Source organism: Sphingobacterium sp. UBA1897 (assembly GCF_002337775.1).
GTDB classification, from domain to species: domain Bacteria; phylum Bacteroidota; class Bacteroidia; order Sphingobacteriales; family Sphingobacteriaceae; genus Sphingobacterium; species Sphingobacterium siyangense.
Genome location: NZ_DDGR01000002.1, coordinates 107,806 through 126,180 on the forward strand (window position 1 = coordinate 107,806; position 18,375 = coordinate 126,180).

Annotated in this window: 10 protein-coding genes and 1 tRNA gene; 8 read left to right on the forward strand and 3 right to left on the reverse strand. The window is 41.2% G+C overall.

Annotated elements, in window-relative coordinates:
• Positions 1–29: 29 nt before the first annotated feature.
• The 8 genes from B4N43_RS01850 to B4N43_RS01885 all read left to right on the forward strand — a co-directional run bounded on the left by B4N43_RS01850 (position 30) and on the right by B4N43_RS01885 (position 16,334).
• The gene (locus tag B4N43_RS01850; protein WP_286732457.1) at positions 30–1,601 is read left to right on the forward strand and encodes a RagB/SusD family nutrient uptake outer membrane protein; all 1,572 of its coding nucleotides are present in this window, start codon (positions 30–32) and stop codon (positions 1,599–1,601) included.
• Positions 1,602–2,024: 423 nt separating this feature from the next.
• Positions 2,025–2,552 (forward strand): RNA polymerase sigma factor, encoded by a 528-nt coding sequence (locus tag B4N43_RS01855; RefSeq protein WP_075991636.1) that lies wholly within the window; start codon positions 2,025–2,027, stop codon positions 2,550–2,552.
• A gap of 66 nt (positions 2,553–2,618) precedes the next feature.
• Positions 2,619–3,656 carry a FecR family protein gene (locus B4N43_RS01860; protein ID WP_286732458.1) on the forward strand — a complete coding sequence of 346 codons (1,038 nt, stop codon included), beginning with the start codon at positions 2,619–2,621 and terminating at the stop codon, positions 3,654–3,656.
• Positions 3,657–3,660: 4 nt separating this feature from the next.
• Complete coding sequence (locus B4N43_RS01865) at positions 3,661–6,759, forward strand: SusC/RagA family TonB-linked outer membrane protein (protein WP_286732459.1); 3,099 nt, start codon at positions 3,661–3,663, stop codon at positions 6,757–6,759.
• A 26-nt stretch (positions 6,760–6,785) separates the two neighbouring features.
• On the forward strand, positions 6,786–8,354 hold the full coding sequence (locus tag B4N43_RS01870; protein WP_286732460.1) for a RagB/SusD family nutrient uptake outer membrane protein: 1,569 nt from the start codon (positions 6,786–6,788) through the stop codon (positions 8,352–8,354).
• 72 nt (positions 8,355–8,426) lie between these two features.
• Entirely contained in the window at positions 8,427–9,911 is a 1,485-nt protein-coding gene (locus B4N43_RS01875; protein ID WP_286732462.1) for an aryl-sulfate sulfotransferase, read from the forward strand.
• 162 nt (positions 9,912–10,073) lie between these two features.
• Positions 10,074–13,079: a glycoside hydrolase domain-containing protein gene (locus tag B4N43_RS01880; protein WP_286732463.1), complete on the forward strand. Its 3,006-nt coding sequence runs from the start codon at positions 10,074–10,076 to the stop codon at positions 13,077–13,079.
• Positions 13,080–13,274: 195 nt separating this feature from the next.
• Positions 13,275–16,334 (forward strand): DUF5107 domain-containing protein, encoded by a 3,060-nt coding sequence (locus B4N43_RS01885; RefSeq protein WP_286732465.1) that lies wholly within the window; start codon positions 13,275–13,277, stop codon positions 16,332–16,334.
• An 82-nt stretch (positions 16,335–16,416) separates the two neighbouring features.
• Here the strand turns inward: B4N43_RS01885 and B4N43_RS01890 are convergent, their stop codons facing one another.
• The 3 genes from B4N43_RS01890 to B4N43_RS01900 all read right to left on the reverse strand — a co-directional run bounded on the left by B4N43_RS01890 (position 16,417) and on the right by B4N43_RS01900 (position 18,276).
• On the reverse strand, positions 16,417–17,196 hold the full coding sequence (locus B4N43_RS01890) for a phytanoyl-CoA dioxygenase family protein (RefSeq protein WP_286732466.1): 780 nt from the start codon (positions 17,194–17,196) through the stop codon (positions 16,417–16,419).
• Positions 17,197–17,478: 282 nt separating this feature from the next.
• Positions 17,479–17,552: transfer RNA gene (locus B4N43_RS01895), tRNA-Pro, on the reverse strand.
• A gap of 160 nt (positions 17,553–17,712) precedes the next feature.
• Entirely contained in the window at positions 17,713–18,276 is a 564-nt protein-coding gene (locus B4N43_RS01900; RefSeq protein ID WP_075991644.1) for a porin family protein, read from the reverse strand.
• Positions 18,277–18,375 lie beyond the last annotated feature (99 nt).

Sequence of the window (18,375 nt, forward strand, 5' to 3'; positions counted from 1 at the left end):
AAATAATCAAATTTAGACGGATGAAAAAGATGAAATTAAGAACTTTATTATATATCGGAATAATTGGCTCCATTGTAACAAGTACATTTTCTTGTACTAAACTAAAGGAGGAATTTAAAGGAGAATTAGAGGAAGGGACATCCAATGTGGATCCTGGAAGCTTGTTGATCACAGCTTACAATTCATTGAATACCCCTTATCAGCAGGAACAGCGCTGGGTGATGCAGGAAATATCAACGGACGCAGCCATGGCCCCTACACGGGGTGGCGACTGGGATGATAATGGTATGCATCGTGCGATCCATTTACATACCTGGAATGCAGATAATGGCTACATGAACAATACTTTTGTCAGTTTGGGTACAGCCATCTATAATGCGGGCAATGTGTTGCGGTACAATCCGAGTGCGCAACAAGACGCTGAAGCGAAGTTTATTCGTGCGTTGGTCATGTTTGATATGTTGGATCTCTATGGCGTAGTACCCGTTCGGGAAGGAGCCTCTTTTGAAGATTTTAGAATCGCACCAGAGGTGTTACAGCCACAGGCGGCTATTGACTATATGGTGAAGGATCTCAACGAAATTATAGCGAGTTTGCCTGCAAACGGGCCGAGAGCCGCATATGTAGCCAATAAAAATGCAGCGAAAGCATTATTGATGAAGATTTATTTGAATAAGGGAACATTTTTAAATAGACAAGCTCCTTCTTTTGCTGCCGAGGATATGAATAAGGTAGTGACCTTAGCCAAAGAAATTACCGCTTCGGGATCCTATACGATTTCTGCGAAGGGCAAATACTTTGATAATTTTGCGCCGGATAACGACGAGAAGTCTACTGAAAATATTTTCACTTTATACAATAAAAATGGAGATAGAGGTGGAAATGTGGACCGTACCTGGAATACCGTTGCTCACTATAATATGAATCCAGGGGGTTGGAATGGCTGGTGTACCTTATCAGATTATTACGATAAATTTTCGGATACTGATGAAAGAAGGGGAATTTATTATAATTATCCAGCTGATACGACTTCTAACAGAACAAAAGAATTCAAACGTCAAAATGTTGGTTTTTTTGCTGGACAGCAATACAATTGGAGTACAAACAAACCTTTAATGGCGCGGAACCCAGCGAATGCGCCTTTGGTCTTTACGCGTGAAGTGACCATCCGTACATCGGGTGCAACCCTGGAAACAGCTGGTATCCGTCCAATGAAGTATGCTTTTGATTATGCCGTCACTGGTCAACGAAACAACGACTGGGTTGTATTTCGTTATGCCGACGTATTGCTGATGCAAGCAGAGGCTATTCTGAGAGGTGGAACAGGAACAGCAACAGAGGCACTCGGTTTGGTCAATACTATTCGGACGAACCGTGGTGTTAATAACCTGACGGCATTGACGCTCGATAATTTATTGGATGAGCGTGCTCGCGAGTTATATTGGGAAGGCTGGAGAAGACAGGATTTAATTCGTTTTGGTAAGTTTTTATTGGCCTGGCAAGAAAAGGCTGCGGATGCCGATCCCAAAACATTGGTTTATCCAATCCCGAGCCAACAGATTGCCGTCAATCCAAATTTGAAGCAAAATACGGGTTATTAATTTGCTATATATGCATCAGTAAAACAAGCAACTTCAAGAAGTTCGTTTTATTTTAAAAGGTATTTAGCTGATAGGAACTTACTCTTATCAGCTAAATACCTTCTTTTTTTGAAACAGGTCGTTTCTTACAATTCGTTTCTTTTGACCAGAAAGAACCAGCAGTTTACTTTCATGACAGTTGGTTCTTGTGAGACCAAAAAGCTTTTAGGAAAGAAGGTGCTTAAAATAGAGATAGAAGCAATTGCTTTATTGAAAAATATTGTCTTGTTTTTTTGATAAAAAATAATCACTTTAGAGGTGGATAACTAGCCAAAAAGCATGGGTCATATTGATGGATCAAATTGAAATTCTGTCAGATACCAATTTCGATATTCTTTGTGAAAAGGATAACAGCATTGAAACAAGACTATCTAAATGTAGATTATGATTAATAAAATCCTACAGCGGGCACCTACAAACGAAAAAGAGTTTTTTTTAGCTTATCGTTATTGGTACAGGAAATTATACTATTTTCTGTATCAGAAGACCCAATGTTCGAATCTTGCTGAAGATGTCGTCCAACAGACTTTTTTAATTGTTTGGGAACGTAAAAATAATGCGAATCAGCAAATCCAATTCAGTACCCAGCTCTTCCAGATTGCGCGCACAAAATTGATTGATGAATTGCGCCGGCGTGCATTGAATAGAAAATATGTAGCGTTTGAGAAACCATTTGTACTGACCCAATATGAAGATCTTGAACGACAAATTGCCTATAAAGGAGAGTTAGAATACGTAAAAGAGCTGATTACACAAATGCCTTTTATGCGGCAACAGGTGTTTTATCTTCATAAAATTGAAGAATTGAGTTATAAAGAAATTGCCGTCAAATTGTCCATCTCCCCGAAGACTGTAGAAAACCACGTTAGCATTGGCCTGAAATTTATTAAAAAATTTTTTAAGTTGTCTTAGGGGACAAGCCCATCACTATTCGTATAACAGTTATATACCTATCCCGCTAAAAGGATAGAAACTGTTATGAATCGCAAATCCTTATTAAATAAATTCCTGGCGAATGAATGTTCTGCTGAGGAAGCGAAACTTGTGTTCACCTGGCTGAATGACGATCCGACATTATTGGACGATCTCATTTCGGAAGATGATTGGGTATCCTATATCAATCAGGAAAATAAGTCAAAACGTGGTGGCGATAGCCTGTTGAGAATTATTACTGTATTCGTCCTGTTTGGTTTCCTGTTTGTTTTATCCAATCTTTTGGGCATATCAACCGATAAACCTCTACAAACAGCAAGCTTCATTCAGGAAATTTACTACAACCCTTCTGCTCAGCCTAAAGAAATTATTGCAGCAGACAATTCAATTTTAACCTTGGAACCCGGTGCACTGATTCAGCTAGGTATAAAACCGGATCTTGATTTTCGGCGGGTTAAACTATTCAGTGGAAGAGTCAATTTTAAAGTAGCAAAGGATCCTTCAAAACCTTTCATCGTCGAAAGCGGCACGTTGATGACCACAGCGCTGGGAACAGAATTCATCGTGGATTATAATGCGGCAGTTGAACATGTTCTGATCCGATTATTTGAGGGGAAAGTTCGCGTTGAATCGATAGAACCGTCCGTAGTAGAGACAAACATTTTGAAACCTGGCCAACAGATTTATTTTGGCGGGGCGAACAAGATGCTTGTTTCAAATTTCAAAGGTACGCCAAAAATGAGCGCAAGGGAAAGTCTACCGGCCCAGCTTATGCTTTCCGCAACGGAAAAACCGTACCGCAATCCGGCAACAATTCACCAGAGCGCCAATTGGCTCCAATTGGAAGAAACCGCTGTATCTGATATTATCCAATATATCAATCATGAGCTTGATGTACCTATATCTTATGATTCATTAATCGTTAAAAACTATCGGATAAAGGGGCGGTTTAGCAAGAATCCAACAATGGACCTGAAAGACAAAACGGATCTTGCGGCGTCTATTCTGCAGTTGATTGTTGAGGTGAATCCGTTTATTCTTGAAAAACAACATAATACATATATACTCAAACCTAAAAAATAGAATCATGGTAAATTTCAACTTAACCAAGAAACCATTTTTTGTTTTTCTTGTCTTGACACTGTTATCTTTTCGATGTCTAGCGGGAACAATAAATGGTGTAATCAAAAACTCGTCGGGGCAACGGCTGGCAGGGGTAAGTATACTTTTGAAAAATCCCGGCAGCAGTTTTTCAACAGCAGCTTCCAGTGCGAGTGATGGGAGTTTTCGTTTTGCAGATGTACCGAATGGAAAGGGGTATGAACTGACTTTTTCATACATCGGGTATCAAAGCTATGTAGAACGAAATGTGCAGGTTTCAGCTGATGGAGCCACCACTCTTTCCATTATTTTGGAGGATCAGGTGAATCAGCTAGAAGATGTTGTCGTGATCGGATACGGTAAACAAAAGAAAAGCGATCTGACAGGGGCCATTGCATCGCTTTCCAGCAACGAACTAACGAAAGGCGGAGCGGTGAGCAATGTAGGGCAGGCCCTACAGGGTAAAGCTTCCGGTGTCGTTGTAACCCAGAATTCAAAGGCACCGGGTGGTAGCACGTCTATCCGGATTCGCGGAACCAATTCGATTAGTGGAAGTAATGATCCACTCTATGTGATCGATGGATTTCCAACAAATAATGGTATCAACATCAATCCTGATGATATTGCTTCCATGGATATCTTAAAGGATGCTTCGGCAACGGCTATCTACGGTTCCAGAGGTGCCAATGGTGTTATTATCATTACCACAAAACGTGGTCTTACGGATAAAAACAACATTACCTATAGTGGCTATGTGGGAACACAGAAACCGATTATACCGTTCACCTTTCTCGACGGTAAGAAATATATGAATCTTGCCAATGCACTTTATAAGGAGATTCAGGGGCAAGAAAATCAGGAATATGCAGTCTACACCAAATCACAGCTCGAGTCTGATGTCAATACGGATTGGGTAAAGGAGACCATGCGGAACGGCATTTTGCAAAACCATAATTTACAGTTTTCCGGAGGTGGTGAGAAAACCAAAGTGTTGACGAGCATAGGTTATTTTGATCAAAAGGGTGTTTTGAAGACGACAGACTTTAATCGAATCTCGGGACGTATCAACGTGGATCAAAAGGTAAACGATTATATCCGCACTGGGGCGAGCCTATCCGCGCAACGGGAAAAATCAAATATGCAGGTGTATGACGGAAATATCCTGAATTCAAATGTTTTGTATAGCATATTGACCTATGATCCGACTGTACCTGTTTACAATGCAGATGGAAGTTTTGGAAGACCTCCAGGGGGGCAGGGTGACAATCCCTTGGCCAACCTGATGTCACGGATCAATGATGTGCAAAGGGACAAGTTGAATGGAAATATTTTTCTTGAGGTAAATCCGATCAAGGAACTGACCTTGCGCATGGATGCAGGAACAGAAATAACACATGATCAATTGGGCAGTTATCTGACTCGTGACTCTTATCAGGGTGGGATAGATGATGGTGTGGCAAGTCAGGCCGATTATAATGAAACCCATAACCTGATTGATTTTTATGCCACCTATGCAAAGGTGTTTAATGAGAAACACAATTTGAGTGTGATGGGAGGCTATTCGTATGAGAAATATGTGCGCAACAATAAAGGGATCAATGTGAAAGGTTTTTCAACGGATCTGCTGGAATACAATAATTTAGGAATGGCCTCTAGTATTACGGGAGTAAATTCTGCTAAGGCGGAGAATTTGGTCATCTCTTTTTTCGGGCGGGTAAATTACGCCTATGCTGATAAGTACCTGTTGACTGCAACCTTACGTCGTGATGGATCATCGCGCTTTAGTCCCAACCATCGTTGGGGAACCTTTCCTTCAGCAGCTTTTGCATGGAAGGTCAACAATGAGGATTTCATGAAAGAGCAGCAGCTATTTTCGGATCTGAAATTTAGGTTGGGTTACGGACAGACGGGTAATGATCGCGTTGCGGATTATGCTTCTTATGGATTGATGGATAATGGACACTATACGTTTGATGGTGTGACCAATTCGGGTGGCGTTAAACAAAACCCAACTTATCCTGAAAACGATAAATTAAAATGGGAATCCACGACGCAATATAACGTCGGACTTGATTTTTCATTTTTTAAGAATCGATTAGCCTTTACCGTAGATGCCTATTATAAGAAAACCAATGATCTTTTGATTAAGAGTATATTGCCTTATTACACAGGATATACCTCCGGACAGCGCAATCTAGGTACGATGAATAACAAAGGGTTGGAGTTTTCGGTAACCAGTAAGAATATGACCGGAGCATTTACCTGGGAGACAAAATTGAATTTAGCGATGAACCGCAATAAGGTGTCAAGCTTGGGTGGAGAGCCGGAACAGTTGTTGACTTCGTCAAAACCAATGGGTAATGTTTCTGAAGAAGCTTATTCGGTTATTCGTGTTGGGGAATCGTTGGGCTCTTTATTTGGCTATAGATACCTGGGGGTTATCCAACAAGGAGAAAACTATGCACCACAGCCAAATTCTAAACCCGGCGATCCGAAGTTCGCGGATGTGAACGGCGATGGTACAATCAATTCAGCGGACCGGACGATCATCGGTCGTGGTTATCCGAAGTTCAATTTTGGTATGACCAATACATTCGCGTATAAAAACTTTGATCTGACGGCCTTCATATATGGAAATGTCGGAAACGATCTACTCAATATGACACGCATGAATCTGGAGTGGAAACGTACCACAGAAGCTTTAAATCGATGGACTCCGACAAACACCAATACGGATATTCCAAGAAACGGATTCTACTACATGAACTATGGTGGTTATATCAATGACCATTTTATTGAGAATGCTTCTTTTTTGCGGTTGCGTAATCTGACACTCGGTTATACCATTCCATTGAAAACAAAAGCGGTTCAATCGATACGGGTATATGGTATGGCGGAAAACTTATTTACGATTAGCAATTATTCTGGATGGGATCCTGAGGTGGATACCAAGGGATATGAAAATGATGCGCTGGTTAAAAATAGAGCTGGAAATAATCAGAGTGCCAATGCAGGGGTGGGGCTGGATTTTAATTCATATCCTTCGATGCGCTCGTTTACTTTTGGTGTAAGTGCAACATTTTAATAGCTAATATCTAAATCAGAAATGACATGAAGACGTTTAAAAATAATATCAAATATATCTTGGGTATGGCAGGTTTGGCCATTGTTTTGGGCCTCAGCTTGAATAGCTGTACCAAGCTGGACCCTAAATTATACAGTGATCTGACGACAAAAAATGCCTACTCAACAGAAAGTGATATCAATGCGGCCCTGACGGGTGTCTATACGAGTTTATCGCCTTATCCGGGGGATGCCTATTTATACTATGCGGGTTATCTGGTGATGATCACCGATTATGCAACAGATATAGGCTTTTCTACCGCGGCAGGTGATCCTACACGGATGAGCAACTTTACCTATGATGATAATAACAGGTATTTTAAATTTAATTATCAGAATATGTACCAGGTGATCAGCAATGCCAATATGTTGATTGATCGTATTGAGAGTGTAACTATTCCCGACGATCGCAAGAAGAAAATTATCGCCCAGGCCAGGTTCTTGCGGTCATTATCTTATATGGATCTTACAGATGCCTGGGGACCGGTACCACTGATAACGACAGTCAAGAATCCGACGGAAAGCTACAATGAACCCTTGGTTGCTGTAGAGAAAATTGATGCACAGATTGCTGAAGATTGTCAGTATGCAATCGATAACTTGCCGGAGAAATGGTCGGACGAACTGGGCATTGGCCGTGCTACAAAAGGTGCCGCGTTGACCTTAATGGGAAAGATGTATATGCGTTCGCACAATTATGAAAAAGCAAAAACGTATATCGATCAGGTTTTAGCGTTATGTGATAAAGGTGTATACACGCTGAATCCAGATTTTAAGAAGGAATGGTCCGACAATAATAAAATGGATATGGGGCTGATATTTGGCATCTTGCATGAGCCTACATTAAATGGAGGCGAGATTACTAATCACTTTGGTCCGACCGACAATCCTGAAGTACCGGATAGATGGCAGTACTATGGTGTTTCCCTTGATTTTTGGCGAAAATATAGTGATCTCGATCCGCGTAAAAAGTTTTTCTATTATAATTACACCGGAAAGGCTGCACGGGACAAGAATACAAAGTATGGATTTTTTTACATGTTGCCTGCTAAAGGACAGACTACTCCACCAAGTGATACCGTAAAATTCCTGCAAAATGTGGCGACGAAAAAGTATTCTTATGATATGGTCAATAACTCCTATCTGGATGGGCGCACGATTCAGGTTCTCCGTTTGGCGGATGTTATTTTGTGCAAGGCTGAGATTGAAAATGCACTGAACGGACCCGCGGCAGCATTGCCTTATATCAATGAAGTCCGGAAGAGAGCTGGAGCACCTGAATATGGTAAGCATCCTGATTTCCCCAGTCCTGCAAGTAAGGAGGCTATGATCGATGCGCTTGTTGACGAACGTGGTTTTGAGCTTGTCTTTGAATACAAAAGACGTCAGGATCTGATCCGCCTGGGCCGCTATGAAAAAGTAAGCAATGCTTATCTGAAAGGCCGCGGACTGAAAGAAAATGTCACTGAAGCCATGCGCTATTTCCCTTATCCATTGGAAGAAGCACGTTTGCATCAAGAAATGACGACAGCCAATCCATCGCGATTGCCTAAATAACCCAAACTAAAGCGCATTATAGTCGGTAATGCGCTTTGTTTGATAGACCAGTGGAATTGAAATTATTTAAAGATGAAACCAATTAAAGCAATTATTGCACTGATTGTGGTGGCTATAGCAGTATTTGCTGCTTACTATTATTATGCACATCAGGTTGACATTGAAAATATTGAGGTGAGCTCACCCAATAATTTGCCGCTCAACGCTGCTATTCAGGTGAAACTAAATAAGGCAGAAGCCGTGTATGTGGAGTATTGGAAAGAGGGGGATAAACAGTCTTATAAAACAACTGTTTCAAATGCTGCTGTTCAGCATAACATTCCGTTAATGACGCTTGAACCAAATACAAGCTATAAATTTAGGGTTATCATAGACCGGATTATTCCCATAAAATCCAGCGAACAATCTTTTAAAACAAGAGCGCAATCGCCATGGATGGTGCACGACTGGATCAAGGCCGATCATCCGCATGATGAAAAGGCCCTAGGTAATGGTATGGTATTATTATGTTATCGCGGATTTCCGGGCTACATGGCCATGGTGGACGGCAAGGGGACGATTCGTTGGTATTGGCAGGACGAAAAGCTGGGCGTGCGTCTTGCCTCTTTGACCCCAAGGGGTACTATCCTTGCCTTATTGGCTCCAGCGAGTAAAGATGAATTCAACAAACCCAATCAGCCAAGCAAGAAATCGACCAATGCAAGTTATTATTTAAGAAGTGGTCGTATCGGATTTGTCGGTGGGACTGTACTTGTTGAAATTGATCTTACGGGTAAAGAAATAGCACGTATCGATTTGGATAAAAAAGGGATCATCATGCACCATGACGTGCAGATGGATCACAATAATAATATTGTCGGTATCGTGCGGGATTTTAGGATCGACGATCGGCCCAACCATCCAAAAGATACCCTTTGGGGCGATGCTATTTTGACGATGGATATAAAAGGTAATATCTTGAAGAAATGGTCTCCCTGGGAAAAATGGGATATTCAGCAGGATAAAAAATTAGACAGCCTGAAGCATGACCGATTTCATTTTAATACCATTTCCTTCGATCGTGACAACAATTATTTGACTTCTTCACCAATTGAAAATCAGGTCTGGAAAATTGATGCTAAAACTGGTGATATTCTCTGGAAATTGGGAAAGGGTGGCGATTATAAATTAAAGGACCAGGAACTATTTTATTTCCAGCATGCACCGCATATCACAAAAACTGGTGAGCTGTTGCTTTTTGACAATGGTGATTTTTCTCCGCGTGACAGCACAACAGCCAATAAGCAATCTCGGGCGATCGCTTTTAGGCTTGATCAAAAGAATAAAACGGCAACAGTAGCTTATGCGGCCCCAATTCCGAAAAAGCAGTTTACAGCAAGAATGGGCAGTGCCTATGAACTGGATAATGGTAATTTACTGCAGACTAGCTCAAAAACAGGTAGTGTACTGGTGACGGATAAAATGGGGAAAGTTCTTTGGGAATTAAACGCTTATTTTATTCCGTATCGCGCTATTTATGTGCCTGAGGAAACCTGGCATAAATACAGGCAAAACTAAGTTAAGATGTTAGGAATAAAACTTAATTTTAGTCCTCTTATTGACCAATAAAAGTAGCTGCACTATAGACTCATGTTGGGGAAGCAGTGCAGCTTGTAAATCGTATCAGGCTTATGGAAAAGCTTGGTAAAGACAAAAATATTTTGAATAAATACTATTCGCATGAAAAAAAGAACAGCCTCTTATAAGCTGGCAATTATCCTTGCCGTATCCTTATGCGCAAACTCGGCCCGGGCGCAATTGACCTATCCTCCGGAAACACAAAAGTGGGATGCGGACCAGCTGGGTAATCATCGTGCAGTGCTGCAGGTAAACACGGATCAGAAGGAGGTGCAGGTTACTATTCCGTGGCGAAATCGCTGGGTTGAGGCAAATCAGCAAGTTATTATCGTCGACAGTGCCAGCAATAAGCAGATCGCACCCAGCTCTTATCTTTGGATGAATACGGAATCTGGTGGACTACGGTTTAAGCCAATTTCCGGGAAGGGCGTTTACTATGTCTATTATTTACCGTATCAGATGGGTGGCCGCAGCCGCAATTATCCGGATGCAATTTATCTTAAAAATGCCGTTTCAGCACCAGCGAAAGTAGCACAGCATGCGGCAGGGAACTCAAAAGGAGTTACTGTTGCACGCTTTGATGCCGTAGATAAATACAATAGTAATGATCCGATGGAACTGATCGCGAGTGCCGAAGAAGTGCGAGGCTTTGTGAATAGAAATGCGAATGCCGCTTATTATCTTTTTCCTGAATTGCGGGAGTTTCCGATTAAAATGGAAAGCGATCTTCCGCAACGCTGGCTTATGAAAGGTAAAGCCATGACTAAGTTGCAGGGCACAGGGCAGAAAGGTGAATTTTATGCATTTCAACTTGGGGTATGGTCTCCAAAGCAGGACCTCCATGAAATCCAAATTTCTTTCTCGGATTTTAAAGCAAGTGATGGGGCTATTATTCCCGCGAATAGCCTGAATTGTATCAATACCCAAGGTACGGATTATACCGGAAAAGCAATGGCACTCCAGGTTGATATACCAAAAGATAAGGTTCAGGCTCTGTGGTGTGGTATACAGATTCCGGAGGTCACTGCAAGCGGAACTTACCATGGCGTGGTTACCGTAAAACCAAAAAATGCAGTAGCGAAACAGGTCAATGTGGAAATAAGGGTTTCAGATGCTTCAGGTGATATATCCGGTGTTGATCAACCATGGAAAATGACGCGACTACCATGGCTCAATTCGACATTGGCTCAAAAAAATACAGTGGTCGCGCCTTATACAGCTATTGAATTAAAAGCAGATTCTACCTTGCATATTTTAGGCCGCGAAGTGAAACTCCATGCGAGTGGTTTTCCAAAACAGATCAGCACGTTTTTTACACCCGAATTGACTGAAATATCATCCAAGGCGAATAACCTCTTATTTGAACCGCTTCATTTTCATTTTTATAGTGCTTCAGATGGAAAGGAAATTCAACTTAAACCAATCGGGATCCGATTTGAAACCAAAAGTGACGGTGAATATAGTTGGACGGCCAAAAATGAGTCTTCCGATCTGACAATGGAAGTAGAGGGTAAATTGGAATTTGATGGCTATATGCATTATGTGGTCAAGCTGACGGCGCTGAAGGACCTGTCATTAAAAGATGCCACGATGCATATCCCGATGATGCCCGATAAGACGGATTATTTTATGGGACTTGGGCAAAAGGGAGGAAAGAGGCCCGAACAGCTTACCTGGAAATGGGATGTAGCTCATAAAAATCAGGATGGTGGCTGGATAGGTGCTGTAGATGCCGCACTCCAGTTTTCACTCCGTGACGAGCATTATTCCCGTCCGCTCAATACGAATTTTTATCTTCAAAAGCCTCTTGTGCTGCCACAGTCCTGGGGTAATGAAAATAAAGGGGGAATTGATATTGGCCTGAAAGGAAAATCGGTTTTGATCAATAGTTACAGCGGAGCCCGTGAACTCAAAAAAGGCGATGTGCTTTATTACAATTTTAACCTGCTAATTACCCCTTTTCACCCGATCAATACGGAAGCGCAATGGAATGAACGGTATTACCATGCCTATAAACCCGTTGATTCTGTTGTTGCAAGTGGATCTAATGTTATCAATATCCATCATGGAAATGAAATAAATCCATATATCAATTATCCGTTTATTGCGACAAAAGAAATGAAGCAATATATCGATCAGGCACATGATAAGGGTTTAAAGGTCAAGATCTACAATACCGTTCGTGAGGTTTCAAATCGGGTTTATGAGCTCTATCCATTGCGTAGCCTGGGCACCGAGGTGTTTTCACCTGGAAAAGGAGGCGGATATTCCTGGTTGCAGGAGCATGTGGGTAAAAATTATATCGCTGCATGGTATGTTCCCCAATTTAAAGACGCGGCTATTATCAATAGTGGAATGAATAGATGGCACAATTATTACGTCGAAGGCATGAATTGGCTGGTAGATCATATCGGTATCGATGGGATTTATTTGGATGATGTTGCCTTTGATCGGGTAACCATGAAAAGAATAAAACGTGTACTGACAAAAAATGGCAAACCTGGTCTGATCGATTTGCATTCGGCAAATCAATATAATAAAAGTGATGGATTCAATAATAGCGCGAATCTGTATCTGGAGCATTTTCCGTACATCAATAGATTATGGTTTGGTGAATACTTTGACTACGAGAATAACCAACCCGATTTTTTCCTTACCGAGGTGAGCGGCATTCCGTTTGGTTTAATGGGTGAAATGCTACAGGATGGTGGAAATCCTTGGCGAGGTATGCTCTATGGCATGACCAATAGGATGCCTTACCAAAAATTGACACCTGCTGATCTATGGAGAGCGTGGGATCAATTTGGCATCAAAGGGAGTAAAATGATAGGCTATTGGTCGCCAAATATTCCTGTTAAAACCGATCATGATAAGGTTCTTACAACTGTTTATAGCCGTGCGGGCAAGGCGATGGTAGCTATCGCTAGCTGGGCGGATGGTGATGTGGATGTAAAATTGGCCATTGACTGGGGAAAATTGGGGATTGATTCTGGAAAGGCAAAATTATCCGCACCATTAATCCCTAATTTTCAAAAGGGAGCGCAGTATAAATTAGGCGATGCGATTCCGGTAGCAAAGAATAAAGGACTTTTGTTGATTATTGAATAGCAGTACGATATTGCTACAAGATGCAATTTATCATAGGCTTTTTGTTGATGCAAAGATGCAAATAACCTATGATAGATTCATTTATGTTGAAGTTCGGTGAAGTTAATGGCTTACATGACGGATTTAATCAGATCGGACAAATCAACGATTTGGGGAATGCCATTAAAATTGTGAAATTTTTAAATTAAAATGCCAATGAAAAAGTGGATTATGTTATGGGCAATGGGCAGCTGTGTGCTCGGAGTTTTTGCACAGCATCCGGCAAAGGTTTCTGAGCTTAAGAAACGTTATGTAACCTATCCCTTTACGGATCCGGATCCCATAGCTTCAGCTCAAAAGTTGTATCCTTATTTCCGCTTTGACGGTTTTACAAATACGGCTATTGAAAAGGACTGGAAAACCGTTATCCTGGAAAACGATTATATTCGGGTACAGGTGATGCCAGAGATCGGTGGGAAAATTTGGTCGGCCTATGATAAGGTCAATAAGCGGGACTATATTTACAACAATGGCGTTGTGAAATTTAGGGATATTGCCATGCGGGGACCATGGACGAGTGGTGGTATCGAAGCTAATTATGGTGTTATTGGACACACGCCCAATACGTCTACACCGGTCGATTACCTTACGCAGGAAAATGCGGATGGAAGCGTAAGTTGCTTTATCCACGCTTATGATATGCTGAGCCGTAGTAACTGGACCTTGGAGATCCGATTAGAAAAAGACAAAGGTTATTTTTCTACACGCTCCTTTTGGTATAATGCCAATGCGGTTGAACAACCTTATTATACCTGGATGAATCTGGGTGTTGCTGCGGGACAAGATCTGAAGTTTTTGTATCCCGGAAATCAATATATCGGTCATGATGGGGATGCGCATGCCTGGCCTATCGATAGCCAGGGACGGGATCTTTCTAACTATAGCGAAAATGCTTTTGGCAGTTCTAAATCATATCATGTATTGGGCGCGCATAGTAATGCTTTCGGGGTTTACTATACAGATCATAATTATGGAATGGCCCGTTATGCCCTCCGTGAAGATAAATTAGGGAAAAAGATATTTCTTTGGTCGCAGGCTGGAGATGGCAAGATCTGGGAAAATTTACTGACTGATCAGAGTGGGCAATATGTGGAAATCCAAAGTGGACGCCTGTTCAATCAAAATGTTCCTTCCAGCAGCCAGACCCCCTTTAAACAACTTGGATTTGCTCCTTATCAAAGTGACAGTTGGACGGAATACTGGATGCCATTTTCAGGGATAGGAAAACCGAAGGAGATACAACTGTCAGCAGCAATTCAGATAAAACGTGAGAACAATAAGCTATTATTGGATCTTGATCCAAAGCGACCTTTAAAAGATAGTATATATGTGCTTGATAGCATAGGTACTGTATTAAATCGAAGTTTTATTGAAGCCCAATTGGGCGAACCTACCAAATTATCCTTGATGGTAGCAACCGACTCAAGACCTCGCTATCTGAAATTGGGACAGGATTATTTTAATCTCAGAACGGATACATCTTGGTCAAAACTGAATAGACCTACTGTAATTTCAGCGGAAGTAAGCTTAGATACGGGGCAGACCAAATTATTGGAGATACGTGATCTCATTCGCTTTAGGCAATATACGCTTGCGGAAGTAAAATTAAAGGAACTGATCCAGCATGGCGCTACTTCGCAGACCTACCTTGAAATGGCCAAACTGGCCTGGTTTAAAATGGAATATCAGCAATGTTATGCCTATGCCCGGCAAGCATTGTCTATGGATACTTATGAAGCACAGGCAAATTATTACTATGGTTTGGCAGCGATTAAGCTAAAAAAAGATAACGATGCTTTAGATGGTTTTGAAGTCGCTTCATTAAATCCAACTTGGCGAAGTGCTTCCTTTGTGCAAATGGCCAAATATTACTATCGGATTAAACAATATGAACGTGCAGGGGATTATATCGCAAAAGCTGTGGTTGCCAATCCGCTAAATATAGATGCCTTGCAGATGGACGTGTTGGTTCAGCACAAAAAAGGAGCTGTAACAGATCGTCTTTCCCGTCAGACAATTCTCCAATATGATCCGTTTAATGCCTTTCTCCAATTTGAGGAAAAGAAGACATTTTCATCCCGGCAAGAGTTTGCCGCTGAAAAGCTGATGGAACTGGCGATATGGTATGCTGATCTTGGAGAGTTTGAATCGGCCACCGATCTACTCCGCTCGGGACAGAAGAATACGGAAGCATTAATTTGGCTAGCTTGGCTGACACGATCGAATAAGTCGATCAGTCAGGAATGGTTAAATCAGGCAACGCAAAGTAAGCCAGCTTTTGTCTTCCCATTTCGAGAAGAAAGTAACCAAGTATTCCAATGGGCAAAAGAGAACAGTAAAAGTTGGACGATCGATTATCTGACTGCACTATTGTATCGTTTCAGGAATCAGCCCCAAAAAGCAAGAGAAATTTTGTCGGCAGTAGCGCAGGAGCCAACAGATTTTGCCGCCTATTATGCGCTGAAATCAAGTTTGCAAGATACGAGCCGTATAGATCTGGCGGTACAGATGATGCAGCAGGCAACCTTGATGGAACCACAAGAATGGCGATATGGGCTACATTTGGTGGAGCTCCTAAACAATAGTCAGTCTTATAAAGAAGCCCTTAAGGTGAGTACAGCATATCATCGCAAATTTCCGAAGAATTATATACTAACCTTGGCACAGGTACGTACATTGTTATTGGGGAAAGAATACATGCGGGCTGAGAAAGAATTGGAAGAGGTGACCATACTTCCATTTGAAGGCGCAACTGAAGGCCATCGGTATTATGTACAGACCAAATTAATGTTGGCCTACCAATTTATCCTTGAAAAAAAATATAAAGAGGCAAAGTTGAAAATTGCGGAATCGAGATTATGGCCTATGAATTTGGGCGTTGGGGAGCCTTATGCCGATGAAAAAAATGAAATATTGGCCGACTGGCTTGAACTGCATTTGCAGCAAGGGAATAATCAGGGAAATCCAGATCTTTTGAAAAAAATTGCCCAGCGTAAACCTTCAAAAAATAGGTATGAACTGATGCTTCGAAAACTTGCAGAAGAACAATTAAAGCTGTCGAAAGGGGAAGGATCTGCCGCGAAGAAGGATGATTTAAAAGGAATGATTCCTTCGGATCATGATCTTTTCATGCAGATTAAAGAAGGAACCCTTGCAAGTTATTGGCCTGTATTGATCCGAAAAATCTATTTTGAACAGGATCAACGGTTATTCTGATTCGTTGATTATTTAGCCCGTATCTGGTGATAATAATAAAAAGTGGTTGCTTTTGCGACCACTTTTAGTAGGATGTCCTGGACTATTCTAATCCTAAACGGATAGCCTGTTCGACTGGAGTATATCCTTCTGTGGAATCCGAGATTGCCAATTCCCCCCTCAACAGCAAGGGCGGTTGTGCCATAAATTTAGGAAGAGTTCCACTGTGTGGTTGAGCTGAATGGACTAGAAACGGATGGCAAAGATAAACTGTACCTGCTTTACCCGTTGCATACACCTCTTTCCTTTTGGGCAGCTCGTCCAACTTATTCGCAAGCTGCATAAACGAAAGACCAAACTCTCCCTCCTTCGCTAAGAGCTTTGCCACATCAATGTGAGAACCTTCATATATGATCGTAGGCGCATCATTTTCGCTTACGTCCGAATACAACACAAGCATTAATAAGGCTCGACCCTTTGATTTGACATTGACGCGCCACTCAAAATAATTGTTCGGGTCATGGTCAGCGAAACTTGCGTCGACGTGCTTACCCGTATCATTTGGTTTCTGGATAGATGGAAACCTTATAGGGAACGTACCCACATTTCGACAGGGTATCCACCTGTCTTTACCCACCAATTGATCAAAAATTAAATGTATTTTTTTTGTATTTAATGATTCGATAAAAGGTGGTTGAGTATACATACCCAAGCGTATAACTGGTTCGGTCCAAGTTTGCGGATTAGACCTTTCACAGGGAAGGTCATTCCATAGGATATCTAAAACTGCATCCGCTGTTTCTTTTGAAAACGCATTTTCAATGCGAACAAAGCCACTAAGAATGAACTGCTCTATTTCCTTTTTACTTAGTATTTCTGACATAATTCTTCTGATATATAACCTATTTAGGGACAATAATTGCGTATTGACCTATTTGTTTAGATAATGAATAAAATTTTAAAATAGAAATCTACGCTATGTGGATAGTACACAGCGCCTTGCTTAAGAACTAAGCTGAAAAAGGATATTATAACATTACAGTCATTTTCATAGTGCAAATGTAAAGAATTAATTTGAGATCGAAACACATCATACAGGCCGAGTAGTAGGTTTTGTTCCGGCTTAGATACAAAAAAGCTCTAACGGTCGTTAGAGCTTCTCTCGTCGGGATGGCCGGATTTGAACCGACGACCTCCAGCACCCCATGCTGGCGCGATACCGGGCTACGCTACATCCCGTTTATTCCAATTTGATTGAAAGTCGTATTTAAATAGGACGATTAGCTGGAATAATTTTTTGGTAGGGCTAAAATAATAATTATTGACAAAAAATAAAATGTAAATACGAAAAAATGCCATCCGATTTAGAATGTCGTTTTTCTTCGCTAATAGATGCTGATTAGAACTTGTAACCGACCATAATGCCGATTGTTTTATTTTTTGCGTCTAAGGTCTTGTCGATACTCGTAAAACCATGGCTGTAATAAGCATCTAATGTAAGGTGACTGATATCTACACCGATACCGACTCTACCATCAAATGAAAATTTCTTATAATCGGTATTTGCGCTGGACTTCACTGTTTTTACATCATAGTTTAACTGCGGCCCCAATAGCCCACGGAGGTTGAAGTCGCCATTTTCCAAAAATTTATAACCGACCTGTAATGGTAGATTTATTTGATAGAATTTAGGTGTTTTCTGTACATTTTCGAAGGTATATTCTTTACGCAACAGACTAGCACCGATTCCGGGCTGGAAGAAAATGCGATCTCCAATACGGGCAAATCCTGCTACAGATACGCCGACTTTGCCATTATTATCTTTGACAGACTTGTTGCCAAAGGAACTCATATGATAGTTGCTTCCGACCTGTAAACCATAAGTGATATCTTGCGCTTGTGTAGTACCTGCAATTCCTAATAATGTCAATCCCAACAGGGCTACTTTGAATGTTGTTTTCATTGTCAAATTATTTTTTGTGATCAATTGTATGTTGTTCTTTCCTTTATGACAATGGAAAATCCATATACCCTTAGAAAAAAAATATTTTATAAAATAGAT

Excerpts from the sequence above, each read along its gene's own strand:
- B4N43_RS01850 (WP_286732457.1), top strand. The coding sequence starts at position 30 with ATGAAATTAAGAACTTTATTATATATCGGAATAATTGGCTCCATTGTA.
- B4N43_RS01855 (WP_075991636.1), top strand. The coding sequence starts at position 2,025 with ATGATTAATAAAATCCTACAGCGGGCACCTACAAACGAAAAAGAGTTT.
- B4N43_RS01860 (WP_286732458.1), top strand. The coding sequence starts at position 2,619 with ATGAATCGCAAATCCTTATTAAATAAATTCCTGGCGAATGAATGTTCT.
- B4N43_RS01865 (WP_286732459.1), top strand. The coding sequence starts at position 3,661 with ATGGTAAATTTCAACTTAACCAAGAAACCATTTTTTGTTTTTCTTGTC.
- B4N43_RS01870 (WP_286732460.1), top strand. The coding sequence starts at position 6,786 with ATGAAGACGTTTAAAAATAATATCAAATATATCTTGGGTATGGCAGGT.
- B4N43_RS01875 (WP_286732462.1), top strand. The coding sequence starts at position 8,427 with ATGAAACCAATTAAAGCAATTATTGCACTGATTGTGGTGGCTATAGCA.
- B4N43_RS01880 (WP_286732463.1), top strand. The coding sequence starts at position 10,074 with ATGAAAAAAAGAACAGCCTCTTATAAGCTGGCAATTATCCTTGCCGTA.
- B4N43_RS01885 (WP_286732465.1), top strand. The coding sequence starts at position 13,275 with ATGAAAAAGTGGATTATGTTATGGGCAATGGGCAGCTGTGTGCTCGGA.
- B4N43_RS01890 (WP_286732466.1), bottom strand. The coding sequence starts at position 17,196 with ATGTCAGAAATACTAAGTAAAAAGGAAATAGAGCAGTTCATTCTTAGT.
- B4N43_RS01900 (WP_075991644.1), bottom strand. The coding sequence starts at position 18,276 with ATGAAAACAACATTCAAAGTAGCCCTGTTGGGATTGACATTATTAGGA.